This is a genomic window from Streptomyces ortus, from assembly GCF_026341275.1.
GTDB classification, from domain to species: domain Bacteria; phylum Actinomycetota; class Actinomycetes; order Streptomycetales; family Streptomycetaceae; genus Streptomyces; species Streptomyces ortus.
This window is the reverse complement of the sequence record NZ_JAIFZO010000002.1, coordinates 5,355,265-5,372,674: the sequence shown is the minus strand read 5'-3', so window position 1 is coordinate 5,372,674 and position 17,410 is coordinate 5,355,265. Positions and strand designations below refer to the sequence as shown.

The 17,410-nt window shown below is 67.3% G+C and carries 14 protein-coding genes; 9 read left to right on the top strand and 5 right to left on the bottom strand.

The genetic code is table 11. The annotated features are described in order from the left end of the window. Positions 1-4: 4 nt before the first annotated feature. The 3 genes from K3769_RS27155 to K3769_RS27145 all read right to left on the bottom strand — a co-directional run bounded on the left by K3769_RS27155 (position 5) and on the right by K3769_RS27145 (position 2,293). Complete coding sequence (locus tag K3769_RS27155; RefSeq protein WP_267028902.1) at positions 5-862, bottom strand: fumarylacetoacetate hydrolase family protein; 858 nt, start codon at positions 860-862, stop codon at positions 5-7. 192 nt (positions 863-1,054) lie between these two features. Then, positions 1,055-1,858, bottom strand: a complete 804-nt coding sequence (locus tag K3769_RS27150) for a YidC/Oxa1 family membrane protein insertase (protein ID WP_267028901.1) — start codon at positions 1,856-1,858, stop codon at positions 1,055-1,057. A 120-nt stretch (positions 1,859-1,978) separates the two neighbouring features. Next, the gene (locus K3769_RS27145; protein WP_267028900.1) at positions 1,979-2,293 is read right to left on the bottom strand and encodes a DUF6412 domain-containing protein; all 315 of its coding nucleotides are present in this window, start codon (positions 2,291-2,293) and stop codon (positions 1,979-1,981) included. A 180-nt stretch (positions 2,294-2,473) separates the two neighbouring features. Here K3769_RS27145 and K3769_RS27140 point away from each other — a divergent pair, with 180 nt between their 5' ends. The 3 genes from K3769_RS27140 to K3769_RS27130 are packed head-to-tail and all read left to right on the top strand — an operon-like array spanning position 2,474 to position 8,231. Next, complete coding sequence (locus K3769_RS27140; RefSeq protein WP_267028899.1) at positions 2,474-3,382, top strand: hypothetical protein; 909 nt, start codon at positions 2,474-2,476, stop codon at positions 3,380-3,382. Further along, positions 3,379-5,793 carry a bifunctional serine/threonine-protein kinase/ABC transporter substrate-binding protein gene (locus tag K3769_RS27135; protein WP_267028898.1) on the top strand — a complete coding sequence of 805 codons (2,415 nt, stop codon included), beginning with the start codon at positions 3,379-3,381 and terminating at the stop codon, positions 5,791-5,793. The genes K3769_RS27140 and K3769_RS27135 overlap by 4 nt, the downstream gene beginning before the upstream one ends. 35 nt (positions 5,794-5,828) lie before the next feature. Next, positions 5,829-8,231, top strand: a complete 2,403-nt coding sequence (locus K3769_RS27130; protein ID WP_267031564.1) for a bifunctional serine/threonine-protein kinase/ABC transporter substrate-binding protein — start codon at positions 5,829-5,831, stop codon at positions 8,229-8,231. 14 nt (positions 8,232-8,245) lie between these two features. Here the strand turns inward: K3769_RS27130 and K3769_RS27125 are convergent, their stop codons facing one another. Continuing rightward, positions 8,246-9,031: a class E sortase gene (locus K3769_RS27125; protein WP_267028897.1), complete on the bottom strand. Its 786-nt coding sequence runs from the start codon at positions 9,029-9,031 to the stop codon at positions 8,246-8,248. Positions 9,032-9,229: 198 nt separating this feature from the next. Here K3769_RS27125 and K3769_RS27120 point away from each other — a divergent pair, with 198 nt between their 5' ends. Genes K3769_RS27120 through K3769_RS27105 form a run of 4 tightly spaced genes read left to right on the top strand, consistent with a single transcriptional unit; the run spans position 9,230 to position 15,405 of the window. Beyond that, the gene (locus K3769_RS27120) at positions 9,230-10,246 is read left to right on the top strand and encodes an SEC-C metal-binding domain-containing protein (RefSeq protein ID WP_267028896.1); all 1,017 of its coding nucleotides are present in this window, start codon (positions 9,230-9,232) and stop codon (positions 10,244-10,246) included. Between the two features lie 45 nt (positions 10,247-10,291). Then, on the top strand, positions 10,292-13,432 hold the full coding sequence (locus K3769_RS27115) for a DEAD/DEAH box helicase (RefSeq protein ID WP_267028895.1): 3,141 nt from the start codon (positions 10,292-10,294) through the stop codon (positions 13,430-13,432). Between the two features lie 40 nt (positions 13,433-13,472). Next, on the top strand, positions 13,473-14,459 hold the full coding sequence (locus tag K3769_RS27110) for an SRA domain-containing endonuclease (RefSeq protein WP_267028894.1): 987 nt from the start codon (positions 13,473-13,475) through the stop codon (positions 14,457-14,459). Position 14,460: 1 nt separating this feature from the next. Next, positions 14,461-15,405, top strand: coding sequence for a hypothetical protein (locus tag K3769_RS27105; protein ID WP_267028893.1), 945 nt, complete (start codon positions 14,461-14,463; stop codon positions 15,403-15,405). Between the two features lie 37 nt (positions 15,406-15,442). Here K3769_RS27105 and K3769_RS27100 read toward each other — a convergent pair whose 3' ends face one another. Next, positions 15,443-16,138 (bottom strand): ATP-binding protein, encoded by a 696-nt coding sequence (locus K3769_RS27100; protein WP_267028892.1) that lies wholly within the window; start codon positions 16,136-16,138, stop codon positions 15,443-15,445. Between the two features lie 203 nt (positions 16,139-16,341). On the opposite strand from K3769_RS27100, the gene K3769_RS27095 reads away from it, so the two are divergent. Continuing rightward, positions 16,342-17,187 (top strand): helix-turn-helix domain-containing protein, encoded by an 846-nt coding sequence (locus tag K3769_RS27095; protein WP_267031563.1) that lies wholly within the window; start codon positions 16,342-16,344, stop codon positions 17,185-17,187. Beyond that, complete coding sequence (locus tag K3769_RS27090) at positions 17,187-17,366, top strand: DUF397 domain-containing protein (RefSeq protein ID WP_267028891.1); 180 nt, start codon at positions 17,187-17,189, stop codon at positions 17,364-17,366. The genes K3769_RS27095 and K3769_RS27090 overlap by 1 nt, the downstream gene beginning before the upstream one ends. Positions 17,367-17,410: the final 44 nt, after the last annotated feature.

Sequence of the window (17,410 nt, the reverse complement as noted above, 5' to 3'; positions counted from 1 at the left end):
CCGGTTACGCCGGCGCAAACACCTGCCGCTGCCGCCCCAACCCCTCAACCTCCAACTCCACCACATCCCCCGCCCGCAAGAACGGCTTGGGCTCAGCCATCCCCAACGCAACCCCCGCGGGCGTCCCGGTATTGATGACATCCCCGGGATAAAGAGTCATGAACTGACTCACATACCGCACCACTTCCGCCACGGAAAAGATCTGGTCGCCCGTACTCCCGTCCTGCCGCAACTCCCCGTTCACCCACAGCTTCAGCCCGAGCGCCTGCGGATCCGGCACCTCGTCCGCCGTCACCAGCCACGGCCCCAGCGGATTGAACGTCTCGCAGTTCTTCCCCTTGTCCCAGGTCCCGCCACGCTCGATCTGGAACTCCCGCTCGGACACGTCGTGCGCCACCGCGTACCCGGCGACATGCGTGAGCGCCTCCTCCTGCGAGGCGAGATACCGCGCCGTACGCCCGATGACGACGGCCAGCTCAACCTCCCAGTCGGTCTTGACCGAGCCTCGCGGCACGAGCACCGTGTCGTGCGGCCCGACCACCGTGTCCGCGGCCTTGAAGAAGATGACCGGCTCGGCAGGCGGCTCGGCCCCGGTCTCCCGCGCGTGGTCGTGGTAGTTGAGGCCGATGCAGACGACCTTACCGATCCGCGCGACCGGCGGCCCGACCCGCAGCCCGTCCGTGTCGAGCGCGGGCAGTTCCCCGGCCTCGGCGGCGGTACGGATCCGGCCGAGCGCCACGTCGTCGGCGAGCAGCGCCCCGTCGATGTCCGGCACGACGCCCGACAGGTCCCGCAGAACTCCCTCGGCGTCGAGCAGCGCGGGACGCTCGGCCCCCGCCGTACCGACTCGCAGCAGCTTCATGAGCAGTGTCTCCCTTGATCTTGATCGCGGGCGGCCGACCGATGGGTGCAGCCATCGGAGGACTGGTCGATCCTCCAAGGTCGACGTCCAGTCCGCAATACCCGGTTCACGGACTGGACCGTAACGACCGGCGCTGACGCCGACGCCGACTCCACGCTGACGCCGTCGCCGTCGCCGTCGCCGTCGCCGGCGTCAGCCCAGCACCGCGGCGGCCGGCACGGCCCCCGGCATGTCCCGGTACAGCACCGCCCGCTCGACCGCGCTCCACGTCGTGCTCGTCACCACGTACAACGCGGCGGCCAGCGGCACGAACGCCACGGTGAGCAGCGTGAAGAAGGACATCAGCGGCATGATCTTGGTGATGGCGCCCATGCCCGGCACCGCCTGCTGCCCATCGCCGGACGCCGGGGTGCCCGCGTTCGCCGCCACACCGGCCGCACCGGCCGCCCCCGCCGCCATCGTGCGCTTGGTCCGGCGGTAGTTGAAGGTCGCGACGACGGCGACGATCACGAACAGCCCCACGTACACGAGCCCCTGCGCCCCGAAGACCCCGCCGTCGCCCAGCGCGTCCGCCCACCGGTCCCCCAGCGGCGCGGCGAAGAGCTTGTGGGCGAGCAGGGAGTTCGCCTCGTCGCCGATCCGGGAGTTGGAGAACAGGTGGTAGAGCAGGAAGAAGGCAGGCAGCTGGAAGAGGCTCGGCAGACATCCGGACAGCGGGGACACCTTCTCCGCCGCGTGCAGTTCCATCACCGCTTTCTGCAGTTTCTCGGGGTTCTTGCCGTGCTTCCTGCGCAGCTCGGCGATCCGCGGCTGCAACGCCGCCCGCGCCCGCTGCCCACGGGCCGAGGCCCGCGACAGAGGGTGCACGAGGAGCCGTACGAACGCGGTGAACAGGACGATCGCGGCGGCCGTCGCCGAGTCGTGGAAGAGCGGGCCGAGGAGATCGGCGAGCCCTTCGACGAGGCTCGCGAAAGCGGACATGAAGGTGGCGAACATGGGTGAGCCCTCCGTGGGTCTCGTGATACGTCGATGCCGAGGGGTGTGACGTGACGTGCGTGCGTCGGCATGACGACCCGCGAAGGGCACTGCGGAAAACAGGAGGCTGCTGCGAAGCCCCTACGCGGCCGTCGGGAGGGCCCGGCCCGGGGCCCGCGGACGCCTGCGCCCCCGGGCGTCGGGATCGCGCTGCGGCAGGAACGCCGTGCGCTGCTCACGGTCGCGCATGGCCGTACGGACCCGGGTCCGGGGCACGGCGGGCGCGAGGCGGGAGGAGATGAGGGAGCAGGCGGCGAGCGCCGACCCGGCCGCGGCGGTCGCCGCGAACGTGACGGCGACGGCTCCGGAGAGGCTGCCGGTGTCCAGGAACGCCACCTGCAGAAGGAGGACGAGCAGCAGGACGGCGGGCTTCAACTGCGCCCAGGTCCGTGTCATCGACTGCCCCCTCCCCTGCTCATCGGATTTTCAGGCTCCGCGGCCTCCTGCCGTTATACAGGATCCGCCCCCGGAAGCCGCCCTACGGACTTCAGCAAGCCCGTAGTACCCCAGGGGCATAGTCGATACCCTCCCAGCGGGGAACGCGCGTGGGGAACGCGCGTGCGGATGGGGGCGCTGATGGGACATCGGAGACCCGTGCGGCTGTTCACGGGTGTCTTTGCCACCGGGCTGTTACTGGGGGGCTTGGGCGGTTGTTCGGGACCCGGCGGTGACGGGTCCGGTGACGGGTCCGCCGGCCCCACCCGCTCCGGCTCACCCCCGAGTCCAGCCCCCACCAGCACGAGCACCGGCACAAGCACCGGCACCGGCACCGGCACCGGCACCGGCACCGGCACAAGCAACGACACCACCGATCCCACCCCCAGCGCGGGTGCCACCACCCTGGGATTCAAGCCCGATCCCGGCCGCGCCCCGAAGACCCGCGCACAGGGCCTGCGCCTGGCCCGCGCGGTCGCGGCGACGCCCACCTCCTGGGGCCCCGGCTACGTACGGCGCAGCCCGTACGAGAGCGACCCCGCTACCTGGCCCGTACTCGACTCCGAGTGCGTGTGGGAGCGCGAGCCGCTGCCCACGACGGTGCTCGCCAGCCTCACCCGCAACAGCGAACTGCCCGCCGAGGGCGGCAAGGGCCCGATCCGCGTGACCGCCGTCGTCACCGTGCACCGGACCGTCAAGGACGCCGACTGGGAGATGGCCGGCATGTTGGAGGAAGCGCTGCGCTGTCCCGACCAGCAGCTCCGCCAGGGCGAGCGGATCACCGGACTGCTCTCGCAGGGCGCGGCCTACGGCCTGCTGGCCAACTACACCTCCGAGGACTCGCTCACGGAGGGCGGCGAGTACTACAGCGACGAACTCGGCGGCCCCCACTACTACTACTGGGTGCAGAGCCGGCTGGGCCAGGTCACCGTGGCCGTCGTCGGCCGGGGTGCGAAGGGGCGCTCGAAGGACGACGTCGATTCCGCGCTGCGACAGGGAGTGGGCCAGATGCTGAGCCGCGTCGAGACCGAACTGGAGGCGGCGCAGTGAGCGAGCCGCTGCTCCCCACCGATCCCACCCGCATCGGCGGGCACCGGCTGCTGGCCCGGCTCGGCGCGGGCGGCATGGGCGTGGTCTACCTCGGCCGCACCGAGGCCGGCGCCCTGGCCGCCGTCAAGGTCGTCCGGTCCGAGTACGCGGACGAGCCCGACTTCCGCGCCCGTTTCCGCCGCGAGGTCGAGGCGGCCCGCCGGGTCAGCAGCCCCTGGGCGGTCCCGGTCACCGGCGCGGACCCGGACGCGGACGAGCCCTGGCTGGCCACCGCCTTCGTCCCGGGCCCCTCGCTTGAGGAGTCGGTCGCCCGGCACGGCACGCTGCCCACCCGCAGCGTGCTGGCCCTGGCCAGGATGCTCGCCGCCGCGCTCCGCGAGGTGCACGCGGCCGGGCTGGTCCACCGCGACGTCAAGCCCGCCAACGTCCTGCTCGCCATGGACGGTCCCCGCCTGATCGACTTCGGCATCGCCCGGGCGACCGACGGAACCGCGATCACCTCGACCGACCTGGTCGTCGGCACGCCCGGTTTCCTCTCCCCCGAGCAGGCCGAGGCGCGCGGCGCGGCGGTGGGCCCGGCCAGCGACGTCTTCTCGCTGGGCTGTCTGCTGGCGTACGCGGCGAGCGGCCGTCCGCCGTTCGGCACCGGTACGGCGGACGCCCTGCTCTACCGCACGGTCCACGACGAACCCGACCTGTCCGGCATCCCCGAGGCCGCCGCCGATCCCGCCGATCCCGCCGATCCCGCATCTCGCCCATCCCCCGCCGATGGTGTCGGCCTGCTGACGCTGCTGCGCCTGTGCCTGGCGAAGGACCCGGCGGACCGCCCCACGGCCGAACAGATCGACACGGTCCTGCTGGTCGAGGACGCGCTCCCCCGGGCCGAGCAACTCGCCTGGCTGCCCGAGGACGTCGTACGGGGCATCGCCGACCGTTCGGCCGAGATGCTGGCGCTCCCCGACATCGAGCCGACCGCCGCCGACGGCGCCGCGACGCCGACCGCCGGGGCCGCGGACGACACCAAGGACACGGCGGCGGAACCGGCGTCACCCGCCCGCCGACGGCTGCTCCTCGCCTCCGGCGCGGCGGTGCTCATGGCGGCGGGCGGAACCGCGGCCTGGGCGGCCCTGCGCGACGACGACCCGGGTGCGTCGGCGGGAGCCCGCCGCTGGGCCATCGGCGTACAGGCGGATCTGAGCGGGGCCTTCCGGACGGCGGGCCGGGCGCAGGTGCGGGGTGCCCGGCTGGCGGTGGAGCAGTACAACGCCCGTAAGGACAAGCCCTTCGCGCTCGCCCTGCGGCCCGTGGACGACGGCGGTACCGCGGCGCGGGCGCCGGGCGCGGCCAAGAAGCTGATCGAGGACACCGATGTGCTCGCCGTGCTCGGCCCCACCAGCGACGAGGCGGCGGTCGCGGTCCTCGGCACGTACGACGAGGCCTTGCTGCCGTTGCTGTCGGTCTCGGCCGGCGGACTGCTCCTGACCTCGAAGGAGTACCGGTCGTTCGTGCACTGCCGTCCCAGCGACGCGGCCCTCTCCCTCCCCATCAGCATCTACCTCATGAAGCACACGAACCCCCCTCGCACGAAATCCACGGAGCGGGCACCGGCCCTGCGTGCCGGGCTGCTCCAGGACCGCACCGGGCAGACGTACGCCCACGAGTCCGCAGGGATCAACGCCTCGATGATGCGCAGTCTGGGCCGCCCCGCCTATCCCCGGGTCGTCCCGGCGGGGACGGAGGACATGGGTCCCGTCGTCAACGACATGCTGCGGGCCGGGATCGGTTCGTTCGTCTACGCCGGATACGCGCCGGGGGCGGCCCGGGTGGCCCGTGAACTGTCGGCGGCCGGCTTCGAGGGACCGCGCCTCGCCTCGCAGGCCGTGATCGACCCGGAGTTCCTGAAGCGGGCCGGGGAGGCCGCCGAGGGCTGGCTGATGACCGCGTCCTTCATCGACCCCGCCGCCGTGCCGGCCGCGAAGGCGTTCACCGCCGCGTTCCGCAAGCGCTACGACGCCGCGCCCGGCTACTACGCCGCCGAGGCGTACGACACGGTCAACCTCGTCATCCAGGAACTGCTGAAAGCCACGCCGAGCAAGACGAGTACGGGCAGTGCGGGCAGCAGTACAAGCAGTACAAGCAGTACAGGCAGTACTCGCAGTACTGCGAGTACGGCAGGTACGGCAGGTACGGCAGGTACGGCAGGTACGGCAGGTACGGGCACGGCGGCTGCCGCACGTCCCCCGAGCCGCCGCGAGCTCGTGCGGCTGCTGCGCGCGAGCCGCTACAAGGGCATCACCAAGGAGTTCTCCTTCAAGCCGGAGGACGGCACGTTCGCCGGCTGGGGCATCTTCCTGCACCAGGTCGAGGGCGGCAGGTTCCGCTACCTCGGCGTAGCCCCCTCCGAGGTGTGACGGTGAGCGGACCGCAGGCGGAGGGGTTCGCGGGACTGCGCCCGCTCAGGCCCGGCGACCCGCCCTCCGTCGGCGGTCACCGGCTGCTCGGCCGGCTCGGCGCGGGCGGCATGGGCGTGGTCTACCTGGCGCGTTCGGCGGGCGGGACGCTGGTCGCCCTGAAGGTGATCCGCGCCGAGTACGCGGCCGACCACGACTTCCGGACCCGTTTCCGCCGCGAGGCCGAGGCGGCGGGCGGGCTCACCGGGCGGTGGCTGGTACCGGTCACCGCGGCCGAACCGGCGGCCCGCGAACCCTGGCTGGCGACCGCCTTCGTACCTGGCCCGTCGCTGGCCGAGGCCGTCACCCTGCACGGGCCGCTGCCCGACCGTACGGTACGTGTCCTGGGCGCGCGGCTGGCCGAAGCACTCACCGAGGTGCACGCGGCGGGCCTGGTGCACCGGGACGTCAAGCCGGGCAACGTCCTGCTCGCCCTCGACGGACCCCGGCTGATCGATTTCGGCATCGCGCGGTCCGCCGGTGCCACCGCGCTGACCGCGAGCGACGTGGTGATCGGTTCACCCGGCTATCTCTCACCCGAGCAGGCGCGGGTACGGACCGGTGGCGGCGGCGTCGGCCCGCCGAGCGACGTCTTCTCGCTGGGCTGCGTGCTGGCGTACGCGGCGACCGGGCGGCGCCCGTTCGGCACCGGCACCGTGGCCGCCGTCATCTTCCGTACGGTCCACGAGGAACCGGACCTGGATGCCGTGCCGTGGACCCTGGTCCCGCTGCTGACCGCCTGCCTCGCCAAGGACCCGGCGGCCCGGCCCACCGCGCAGGAGGTCCGGGCCGCCCTGACCGACGAGGGCGGTCTCACCGCCGGGGAGGCCGTGGACGCCGGGGACGCTCTGACCGACGGGGGCGGCCCGGCGCCCGACTGGCTGCCGCCCTCGCTCCCCCGGCTGATCGCGGAACGCTCGTCGGCCGCCCTGTCCCTGCCCGACCCCTCTCCGGGTCCGGGACCAGGACCGGGACCAGGACCCGGTCCAGATCCCCGCCCCGGCCCAGGCCCCGTCACACTCGTACAGCCCGACGGCGTACCGGAGCCGGCCCGCCCCGCCCTCTCCCGGCGCCGCGTCCTGGCGCTGGGCTCGGCGGCCGGGGTCGTCCTGACCGGCGGCGGCCTCGCGGCCTGGGCCGCCACCAGGTCCACCGCCGACCGCGACGGCTCGGCCCGCTCGGGACCGCTCCCCCGGTACGTCATCGGCCTGCAGGCGGACCTGTCGGGACCGGACAGGGCGACGGGCCGGGCACAGGAACGGGGCGCGCGGATCGCCGTGTCGCACTTCAACGCCGGATCAGGCGGCTCCGGATCCGGCGGCTCCGAATCCCGTGACACCACTTCCCAAGGCGCCACTTCCCAAGGCGCCACTTCCCAAGGCGCCGCTTCCCAGGGCGGCGGTTCCCAGGGCGGCGGTTCCCGTGCCGGCCGCCCCTTCGACCTCGCGCTGAAGGTCCTGGACGACGCCGGGAAGGCGAAGCGGGCCGAGGAGGTGACCGGCCGGTTCGTCGCGGACCACGACGTGTACGCCGTCATCGCCGCGACCGGCGGCTCCGCGGCCGAGGTCGCCGTGGCCCGCTACGAGAAGGCCCTGCTGCCCGTCCTGTCCGTCTCCTCCGGCACCGATCTGTACGCCGCGACCACCACACGCGCGTACTTCCAGCTCAGGCCCGACGAGTACGCCCTGGCGACGCCCTTCATCCACTACCTCACCCACGTCGAGAAGAGCCGCAGGACCGCGCTCATCGACGACGGGGCGGCGCGGCGGGCCAGTTGGCAGATCGTCAAGGACATGAGCGCGTACCCGCCCTCGCAGGGCACGACCACGACCCACACCGTCCCCGCGGACAGCGAGGACTTCGACGCGGTCGCCGCCGCCGTGCTCGCCGCGGACGCCCAGGCCGTCGTCTACGCCGGCACCTCACCGCACCGGGCCGCCCGCTGCGCCCGCGCCCTGGCACAGGCCGGGTTCCGGGGCACGCGCATGGCCTCGCAACCCGTACTGGAGACCGCGTTCCTCAAGGAGGCGGGCCCGGCGGCCGAGGGCTGGGTGATCAGCGCGACCTACGTGGACCCGGCCGCGCTGCCGGCCGCGGCGCGCTTCGTGGAGACGTACCGGAAACGCTTCGGGGTACGCACGGTCGAGCGTTACGCAGTGGAGGCGTACGACGCGCTGCTCTTCGTCGCCCAGGGCATGCGCGAGCTGGGCGGGGTCGAGCCCGAACGGGGTGCCATGGTGCGCAGGCTGCGCCAGATCACCTACAGGGGCCTGGCGAAGACGATCGAGTTCGACCCGGTGACCCACGAGTTCCGCTGGGTCAACAGCCTGTTCCTGTACCGCGTACAGAACGGCGTTCCGGTCTTCCTCGGCCACTACGACAAGGCGAAAAAGCCCTGAACCCCCGTTCGGTGCTACCGGGGCCGTACGGAACGGAGCTTGCCCCAGACGACCAGCCGGTACTTGGAGGTGTACTGGGGTGTGCAGGTGGTGAGCGTCAGATAGTGCGCGGGCGCGGTGTACCCGTACGCCGGTTTGACCGTACTGCGGGGAATCGCGCGGATCGTCCCGCCGTCCCCGGGCGAGGTCCGCGGCAGCGTCCGGTCGACGACGTACGTGTAGACGGCGGCCCGCGTCTCGACCTGGACCCGGTCGCCGCGCCGGAGCCGGTCGAGGTACCGGAAGGGCTCGCCATGGGTGTTCCGGTGCCCGGCGAGGGCGAAGTTCCCGACGCCGCCGGGCTGGGCGGTACCCGGGTAGTGGCCGACGTACCCCTTGTTGAGCACCCCCGCCTTCCCGACCCCTTCGGCGACGGGCACGCGAAGCCCGAGCCGGGGGATGCCGAGAACGGCGTAGGCCTGATCCCAACGGGGCGGGGCCTCACTCCCGGACCGGCCCTCCCCGCTTCCGGAGCGGTCGTCACCGGCCCCGGCAGGGGGCACGCCCCGCTCCCCGCCCTCTCCAGCCGATGCCTCCCCCTCCCCCTCCCCCTCCCGTTCCCCTTCCCACTCCCGTTCGAGGGCGTGGACCTTGCGCTCGGCGCCCTCCTTGGCCTGCCGGTTGGTCCACCACAGCTGGTGGGCGACGAGGAGCAGGAGGACGACGCCGAGGGTCGCGACGACTTCGGCACCGTTCCAGAGGAGCCGGGCGTACCGCGCACGCCGCCGCCGACCCCGCTGGTGGACGACGGAAACCCGCACGCGCACGCCTCCTCTCCGGAGCCGGGGTCGAGACCAGGGCCGAGACCGGTGCCGAGGCCGCACGATAAGGGCTGGGCCACCAACTCACCATGCCTACTCACGATGCCTGTGAACGGTTGGCTGAACACTCCGCGCCGATCCGACCCCTGGCCTGCACATACCTCACCTCTGTCGGCGGTCGGCAGTACGGTGTCACTCATGCGCCCCGACACGTCTGCCGAGTACGTCGACCACAACGCCGAAGCAGCACGCCTGGAGCGGACAGCCGGCCTGTATCCCGAGGACGCCGAACACCTGCTCGTGCAGGCGGCGGCCCACCTCGAACTGGCCGACGACCGCCCGCGAGCCACCTCTCTCTACGACAGCCTGCTCTCCAGCACGACCCCCCTGGAGAACCCGTTCCTGGTACGGGCCCTGAAGGCGGCCAACCTCTGGGAGTACGGTCACGAGGCGGAGGCCAGGGCGATCATCGAGGGCGTCCGCGCGGCGGCACCGCGCGACCCGGCGCCCTGGGTGATCGTCGCCGAGTCCCTGGAGTCCCACGACGAGCTGGAGGCGGCGCAGGAGACGTTCACGGAGGCGGCGGTCCACCTCCTGACGGACGTCCCGGAGCCGCCGTACGCGACCCACCCGGTCCTCTTCGGCCGCCATCGCGTACGCCGCATGCTGGGCCTCGCCCACGACGACTGGGACTCCCTCGCGGACACGCTCAACTCCTCCCCGGTCACCCTGGACGAGCTGCACGACCCGAAGCGCGTGTGGTCGCTGGGCTCCGACAACCCGGCGGAACTGCAGGCGGAGATCTCCCGCCTGCGCGCCGAACTGGGCACGTTCCGCGAGGCGTTGTCCCGCCCGTTCCCGGTGGCGGTCCTCCACTGGCCGTCCCCGGAACTGACAGAACTCCTGACGGCGTACCCCACCCTGTCGGCGGAGTACCCGTCCCACGAGGAACACCTGTCGACGATAGAGGCCTCACTACGCGAACTGGCCGCCTCGGGCACCCCGAACCTCGGCATCGTGACGGGCACGGTCCCGTCGTACGAGGCCTTCGCGGCATCGGAACTGGCCTCCCCCGGCGACGCGTCCCTCCTACCGCAGTACGCGACAACACTGGCGGCCCGGGGAAGGGCTGTGGCTTGGCCGCCGGAGCGGGGGGCGGGTTGTTGGTGTGGGTCGGGGCGGGGGTATGGGGAGTGCCACGGCAGCGACGCGTGACCTGATGTTCCTCACTACGTAACGTGTCGATCGAGGGAGTAGCGGGTGGCGGAGCCGGGGGATCTGGCGGAGCCGGACGCGGGTGTTTATGAGCAGCTCATCACCCAGAGCCTGCACGGTCGGATAGAGCAGCTCGAAGCCTCGGGTTGGAAGGCAGTCCACGAGGAAGTCAGTGCGGAATCGGCTCCGCACGTACTCGCTCGCCACGTCGCTGAGGCTGTCGGGCGCAGGCTAAGCCGACTGCCGCCCGACAAACGGGTCGCCGCTGTTAACCAGATCCTGTCCTCGCTCGATGAAAGCGCGCCGGAGCCGGACGAGGCCGTCGGCGCCGTCATCGACGGTCCGCGGCAACTACTGTCGCTCGCGGAGCAGGAGGCGCCTGGCGTTTACGCACTTCGCCCACTCACGCCTCTGTCCGAGACGGCACTCATCACCAACGCCTCGGATGACCCGAGTCTGGGTGCGGAACTGCGAGCCGAGTTGTCTACCGCGGACAGCGTGGACCTGCTCTGTGCCTTCGTGAAGTGGTACGGCATCCGCGTACTGGAAGATGCTCTTCGGGCCGCCAAGGAGCGGAACGTACGGATTCGCGTCATCACGACGACGTACATCGGTGCCACTGATCGGCTCGCGCTCGACCGCTTGGTCCGCGACTTTGGTGCCGAGGTAAAGGTCAACTACGAGATCCGGTCTACGCGATTGCATGCGAAGGCATGGTTGTTCCGCCGCAACAGCGGTTTCGACACCGCGTATGTCGGCAGCTCGAACCTGTCGAAGGCTGCGCTGCTCGACGGTTTGGAGTGGAACGTACGTCTGTCGTCGGTGGCGACCCCCTCGGTCTTGGACAAGTTCGAGGCGACCTTCGACGCGTACTGGAACGACATTGCCTTCGAGTCCTACGACCCTGACGGTGATGGTGAGCGACTCGATCGAGCCCTCGCCCAGGCGGGCGGCACCGGCTCCCTAACCGACCTGAAGATCAATCTCTCTGGCCTTGAGGTTCGAGCATTTCCCCATCAGCGGGACATGCTGGAACGCCTCACTGTTGAGCGCGAGATTCACGGTCGAAACCGCAACCTTCTGGTCGCAGCCACCGGTACAGGTAAGACTGTGATGGCAGCCCTGGACTACCGATCTCTTCGTAAGAAGCTCGGCGGCAGGAATCCTAGGCTGCTTTTCGTAGCCCACCGCAAGGAAATTCTCCGACAGTCGTTGCGGACGTATCGCGAGGTACTGGATAACGCATCCTTCGGAGAGTTGCTCCACGGAGGCGAGGACCCCCGACACTGGGACCATGTCTTCGCTAGCGTTCAGTCGCTGCGGGTAGAGCGGCTGGAACAACTCGCCCCGGACCACTTCGACATCATCGTCATCGACGAGTTCCACCACGCCACAGCGTCCACGTATCGACGAGTTCTCGACCACTTCAAGCCGAAGGAACTACTCGGCCTCACTGCTACGCCTGAGCGCATGGACGGACGAAACGTCCAAGATGAGTTCTTCGATGGACACATCGCAGCGGAGATGCGGCTGTGGGAAGCACTAGAGAACGACCTGCTGTGCCCTTTCCACTACTTCGGCATCCCTGATGGCACAGACCTGACCAACCTCGGCTGGCAGAAGGGCACGTACGCAGACCGCGAGCTCGACAATCTCTATACGGGCAACCATGCGCGCGCCCGCATCGTGATCAAGCAGATCCGGGACAAGATCTCCCGCCCAGGTGCCATGCGGGCTTTGGGCTTCTGCGTATCCAAGGTGCACGCCCACTTCATGGCCGACTGCTTTCGCAAGGCCGGCTTCAAGGCCGCTGCGCTCGACAGTGAGTCACCCGCTGGAGTACGAGCCCACGCACTGGATGACCTGCGTGACGGCAAACTCCAAGTGATCTTCTCCGTCGACCTGTTCAACGAAGGGCTCGACATTCCCGACGTCGATACCCTCCTGCTCCTACGTCCCACGAACAGCGCCACAGTTTTCCTCCAGCAGCTGGGACGCGGCCTGCGTCGTACGGAGACGAAGCCGGTGCTCACCGTTCTGGACTTCATTGGGCAGCATCGAGCGGAGTTCCGCTTTGAGGAGCAGTTCCGGGCCCTGACGAACCTGACTCGGAACCGACTCGTAGACCATATCGAGCGGGACTTCCCACAGCTTCCATCCGGATGCCAAATCATCCTGGAGGGAAAGTCGAAGGACCTCGTTCTCGATAACATTCGCACTCAACTGGGCGCCACCATCAAGACATTGGCGACCGAAGCAAAAGCGTACGGCACACCGCGAATTGCGGATTATCTCCGAGAGAGCCGCCGGGAGATCAAGGAACTTTACAAGAGTGACAACTCTTGGACAGCCATCGTCCGTAAGGCTGGCCTCGTTCACAATCCCGCACCTTCCGGGGAAGCAGCACTCCTAAAGCGCGTCCACTCTTTTCTGCACGTCGATGACCCCGAACGTGCCCATACTTACCTTCGCTTGCTCTCAGACGATACGCCCGCATATGAAGATCTGAGCCCCACGGACCAAACATACGCTCACATGCTCTTCTTCAATCTGTGGGACAACGCAGGAGGCTTCACCAGTTTCCAGCAAGGGCTCGAATCACTGCGCTCCCAGCACGTGTTCCGCGATGAACTCCGACAGGTACTGTCCTACGTCATCGAGCGATCAGAACGTTTGCCGATCCCGCTCTCGGGGCCCCATCGCGACATCCCTTTGAAGGTTCACAGCGCGTACAACCGCTCTGAGATTCTGGCCGCCCTCGGCGTGGCCCGGCTCGGCGGCCAGATGCCGAGGTCCTTCGCGCAAGGCGTCCAGTGGGTCGACCAGATCCAAACCGACGCACTGTTGATCACACTGGAAAAGAACGAAAAAGACTTCTCGCCCACCATCCGCTACAAGGATTACGCGCTCATTCCAACCCTCTTCCACTGGGAGTCGCAGAACGCCATCGCTGGTCATTCGCGTACGGGCATGCGCTACCAGCAGCATGACCAGCAGGGCAGTCACATCCTGCTGTTCATGCGCCGCTACAAGAGCAACGACATGGGCAAGTCGCAGCCATGGATGCTCATCGGTCCGGCAACGTATGTGGAACACACCGGCAGCAAGCCGATGGCCATCACTTGGCGCCTCGAACATGAACTTCCAGCCGATGTATGGACGTACTCGGCTATCGCAACAGGCTAATCCCGCGGCCGATGTCAGCGCTGTCCGCTAGCGTTATGGCATGACCGAATCTCGCATAGAACCTGGGCAGATCACGACGCGAGCCAAGATGAAGAAGCTCTTCGGCGGCGGAGACCAGGAAGGGATAATCTTATCCAAAGCAACGCCAAATATATTAATCTACACAGACCACGCAAGTGGTAAAGAGTACGGCTACGAGGATGGCTGGCTCGAAGAAGAGGACGAACAGGGGCCCATCTTCGAGTACACAGGCAAAGGTCGCACTGGGCATCAAACTTTCGAGGGATTAGCCGGCTCCCGCAACAAGGCCATCCTCCGCCATGTTGACGATGGGAGATCTCTGCGCCTCTTCATGGCTGCAGGCAAAGACCCAAGCTCCAACTCCTCTGCGAAGCAGCAACGATACCTCGGCGAATTTGAACTCGACGCTAAGCAACCCTACACAATTCGCGAGGCTGACGATCCCGACGGAAATCGACGACTGATCATCGTCTTTCGGCTGCGACCGAAGGGGACAGTTCAGCACATCCCCGAGGACGCAATTACTCCTGCGCCAACCACACAAGTCCAGCAGGTGTCAGCAGCTGTCACCGCAAGCTCGATGGTTGAGCCGCCAGACAGGCCAGTGTCGCAAAGCAGGCGTTCAGCACAACCAAGCACCATAGCGGAACACCGCAAGATGCAACTTCTCGGCGACTACCACAGGCACCTGAATGAGCAGCAACACGAGATATTCGCCTACCAGATAAAGATCGCAGGAACGCGATCCACTCTAAAAACCGATCTGTACGACGCCACCGATCATGTGTTGTACTGCGTGAAGGGCGAGAGCAGCCGTGAGGATATACGCATGGCTATTGGGCAACTCAAGGATTACGTCCGGCACATCAACCCGGCCAACCCTAAACTGACTGTACTGCTCCCCGAAAAACCCCACGAAGACCTACAAGACCTGCTCAGCAGAGAGGGCATCGGCCTGGTCTACCAGGACGGCGAGAAATATATAACACACCTCTCAGGGAGCTAGGATGCCGTCACCAGAGCACGACTTCCTTTCGGAATCCGCACTGCAGATAATGGAAAAGGCTGCAAAATCAGGACTGTTCAGCTACCAGGAAGGCAGTCGAAAGCTCTTCGACTTCTCGTGTGACCTCAAAAAGGACTGGTCAAAGATAGTCTCGGGACAAACCCTCTGGAAGCACGATAGGGACGGAATAGATAAGGATATAAGAACGCTCCTCACCCAACGAGACGTCGCTGCCGCGGTATACATAGCTCGCCACTCGACACAGAACAAGAGACGGTTAGCCGAAGTCACTGGATCTTACCGTGACACTCCGATGCGAGACCGACTCTCTCGCCTAAGAGTCTTCTGGGTTCCAGCAGACTTCGATGCGAAGAATGCACACGCACGTGATTCTGCATATGAGACCCTGCGCGACGAGATGACCAAGGACTTACTGATGCAGGTAGTCCTTGGCGGACTCACACCACAAGATGTGTCTCGCTTCGCAGCGTCCGGGCGCCCGGGGTACCCTCTCGCCATCCTTTCTTATGTAAAGACCCAAGAGTACCGAAGCATCTCAAACACCTCGAAAGCCTTGGGACTTAGCGCGCAGATCCTCAAGGAGGAGATTCAACGACTTTTCGTCGTAGGTTTTCTTGAGAGCGACAGCTTGCAAGGCGGAATTTTTCGGATAAGCGATAGCGGGAACGCGATACTCGATATCTGCTCACGCCTTCGTGACTATCTGCATGAAAATCTCGGCGAGGATAACAAGAATCAAGAGCTCGAACATATATGTCGACTACTCGGAATCGACTACTCGTCCATACCCTCCGAGGTGGCAAGCACCGTCACGAAGAGGGAGCTACAAAGCCCGACAGCGCTTCTCATGCAACACGTAGCCCAGGCCGATTTGGACGGGTCGGTTGAGTGGCCCGAGCCGTACTTCACGTTGCCGAGCGCGTAGCAACTACTCGCTCGGCAACGGACATACCGGCAGTGGTTCAAGATTTCGCTTTTGCGCAAGGTGGCAGATCGGCTCCATGGGCGAGCTTCGCCTCGTAGTGCGTCTGGGCACGATCGAGGGCACCGTCCACGTCGCAGCCGCGCTCTCCAAGCCAGCGGAGCAAGTCAGCGATCATGCCAATCGCCGCCTCCTCCGCGATAGCCGTGCTCAAAAATCGAGAGCTCACTACAGGCGGGGGCTCGCCGAAGCTGTCGCCGCATAGGCAGAGCGTCACCCCTGCCCGAGTGACGCTACCCCCCACTCCTGGGCTGAGTCCCTGCGCGGGACTCAGCCCAGTCTGCAACTCGCACCAAGTCACTTTCCGGTCGGAGCACAGCTGTACGCCCCACCGGTCGGCCACGGCATCGATGATGGCCACGCCCCGCCCGGCTTCAGCCTCAGAGCCGGCGTCGAGAAGTGTGGGCAGAGCACGTGCGTCCGGGTCGTGGACCTCGATGCGTAGATACGTGCCGTTCATCGAGACGGCAAGCTTCGCGGGTGTGCCCGGGCCGACGTGCGTGATCACGTTGGACACAAGCTCGCTTACGCAGAGTTGAGCAGCGTCCGTGACCTCGCTCAGCTTCCACAGTTCGAGGTGCGATCTGAGCGTGCGCCGAAGCCCTGAGACCTCCTCAGGTTCGGCCACGAACGGCAGGTCCCACGGCTTCCGCAGCAAACCGGCGGTGCAGTCCATCGTTGAACTCCTATGACGAGGCGTCGTGTTGCTTTGTGCAATCGACTACACACTGAGAGTTGCATTGAAACTCTCAAAATGGAACTCTCATCTCGGGCCGGTGGTAGCGCGTTCACGGTTCGCACGCCCCCGGCGCGTGCCACCTTGCCCTCGTAGTTACGCACCCTCGACCATCTGACAGACCAACCGGAGAGGCCGTGAACATGCCCGCTGGACCTACCACCCGCAGGCGCCAGCTGGGCGCCGACCTGCGTCGCCTCCGTGAACTCAAAGGCTTGACGCTTGAGGAAGCGGGCGCCCGCGTTGGCATCTCAAAGGCGACGCTGAGCCGCTACGAGACCAAAGAGGGGTCGGTGAAGTGGCCAGCGGTGGACGCTCTTTGCCGGGAGTACGCCGCTTCGGACGCGGAGCGTCTCGCCCTGGTCGATTTGGCGAAGGGGGCCAAAATTCAGGGCTGGTGGCGGTCCCTCGCCGACCCCATCCCTGAGTCGATGAACCTCATGCTCACGCTTGAGGACGAGGTGGTACGCGAGGACCACTACGCCTGCATGTACATCCCAGGGCTCTTGCAGACCCGCAGTTACGCCGAAGCCGTGCACCGCGCCTCGGAGATGCGGTGTGCTGAGCGCGAGGTGCAGCACATGGTGGACATCCGCATCAAGCGGCAAGAACTTCTACAGCGGGAGGACCCGCCGCACGTTTGGTGCGTCATCGACGAGGCCGCCCTCCGACGCAGCGTTGGTGGACGAGCAGTGATGCACGAACAGTTGCGACACCTACTCATCACATCCGAGCTCCCCAACGTCACCATCCAAGTGTTGCCGTTCTCAACAGGAGCTCACGCGGCAGCGGTTGGGAGCTTTGTGGTCCTCGGAGGCCAGACTCCCGAGCTTGACGTGGTGTACGTGGATATCCTCGGCGGTGGACTCTTCATGGAGAAGCCGGAGGAACTGGAGCGCTATAGGTTGGCGTTCCAATACCTTCGCGCACAGGCCCTCGACCTGGAGGCTTCCCTGGCGCTGATCCAACGTATAAGCGAGGAGTCCTGATGGACATACGGCCTAAGCCCCGCTGGTTCAAGTCCTCGTACAGCGGCGGGAGTGGCACAGAGTGTGTCGAGTGCCTCCCCGTTGATGGCCTCTTGAGAGTGCGGGACTCCAAGCGCGGCGACGGACCGGTGGTGACTGTCCGCGCCGATGCTTGGCGGGCATTCATACGGGCGCTGTAGGGCTACCTCTGAGGCATTCTGGCCGAGGGATATCCTGGCGCACG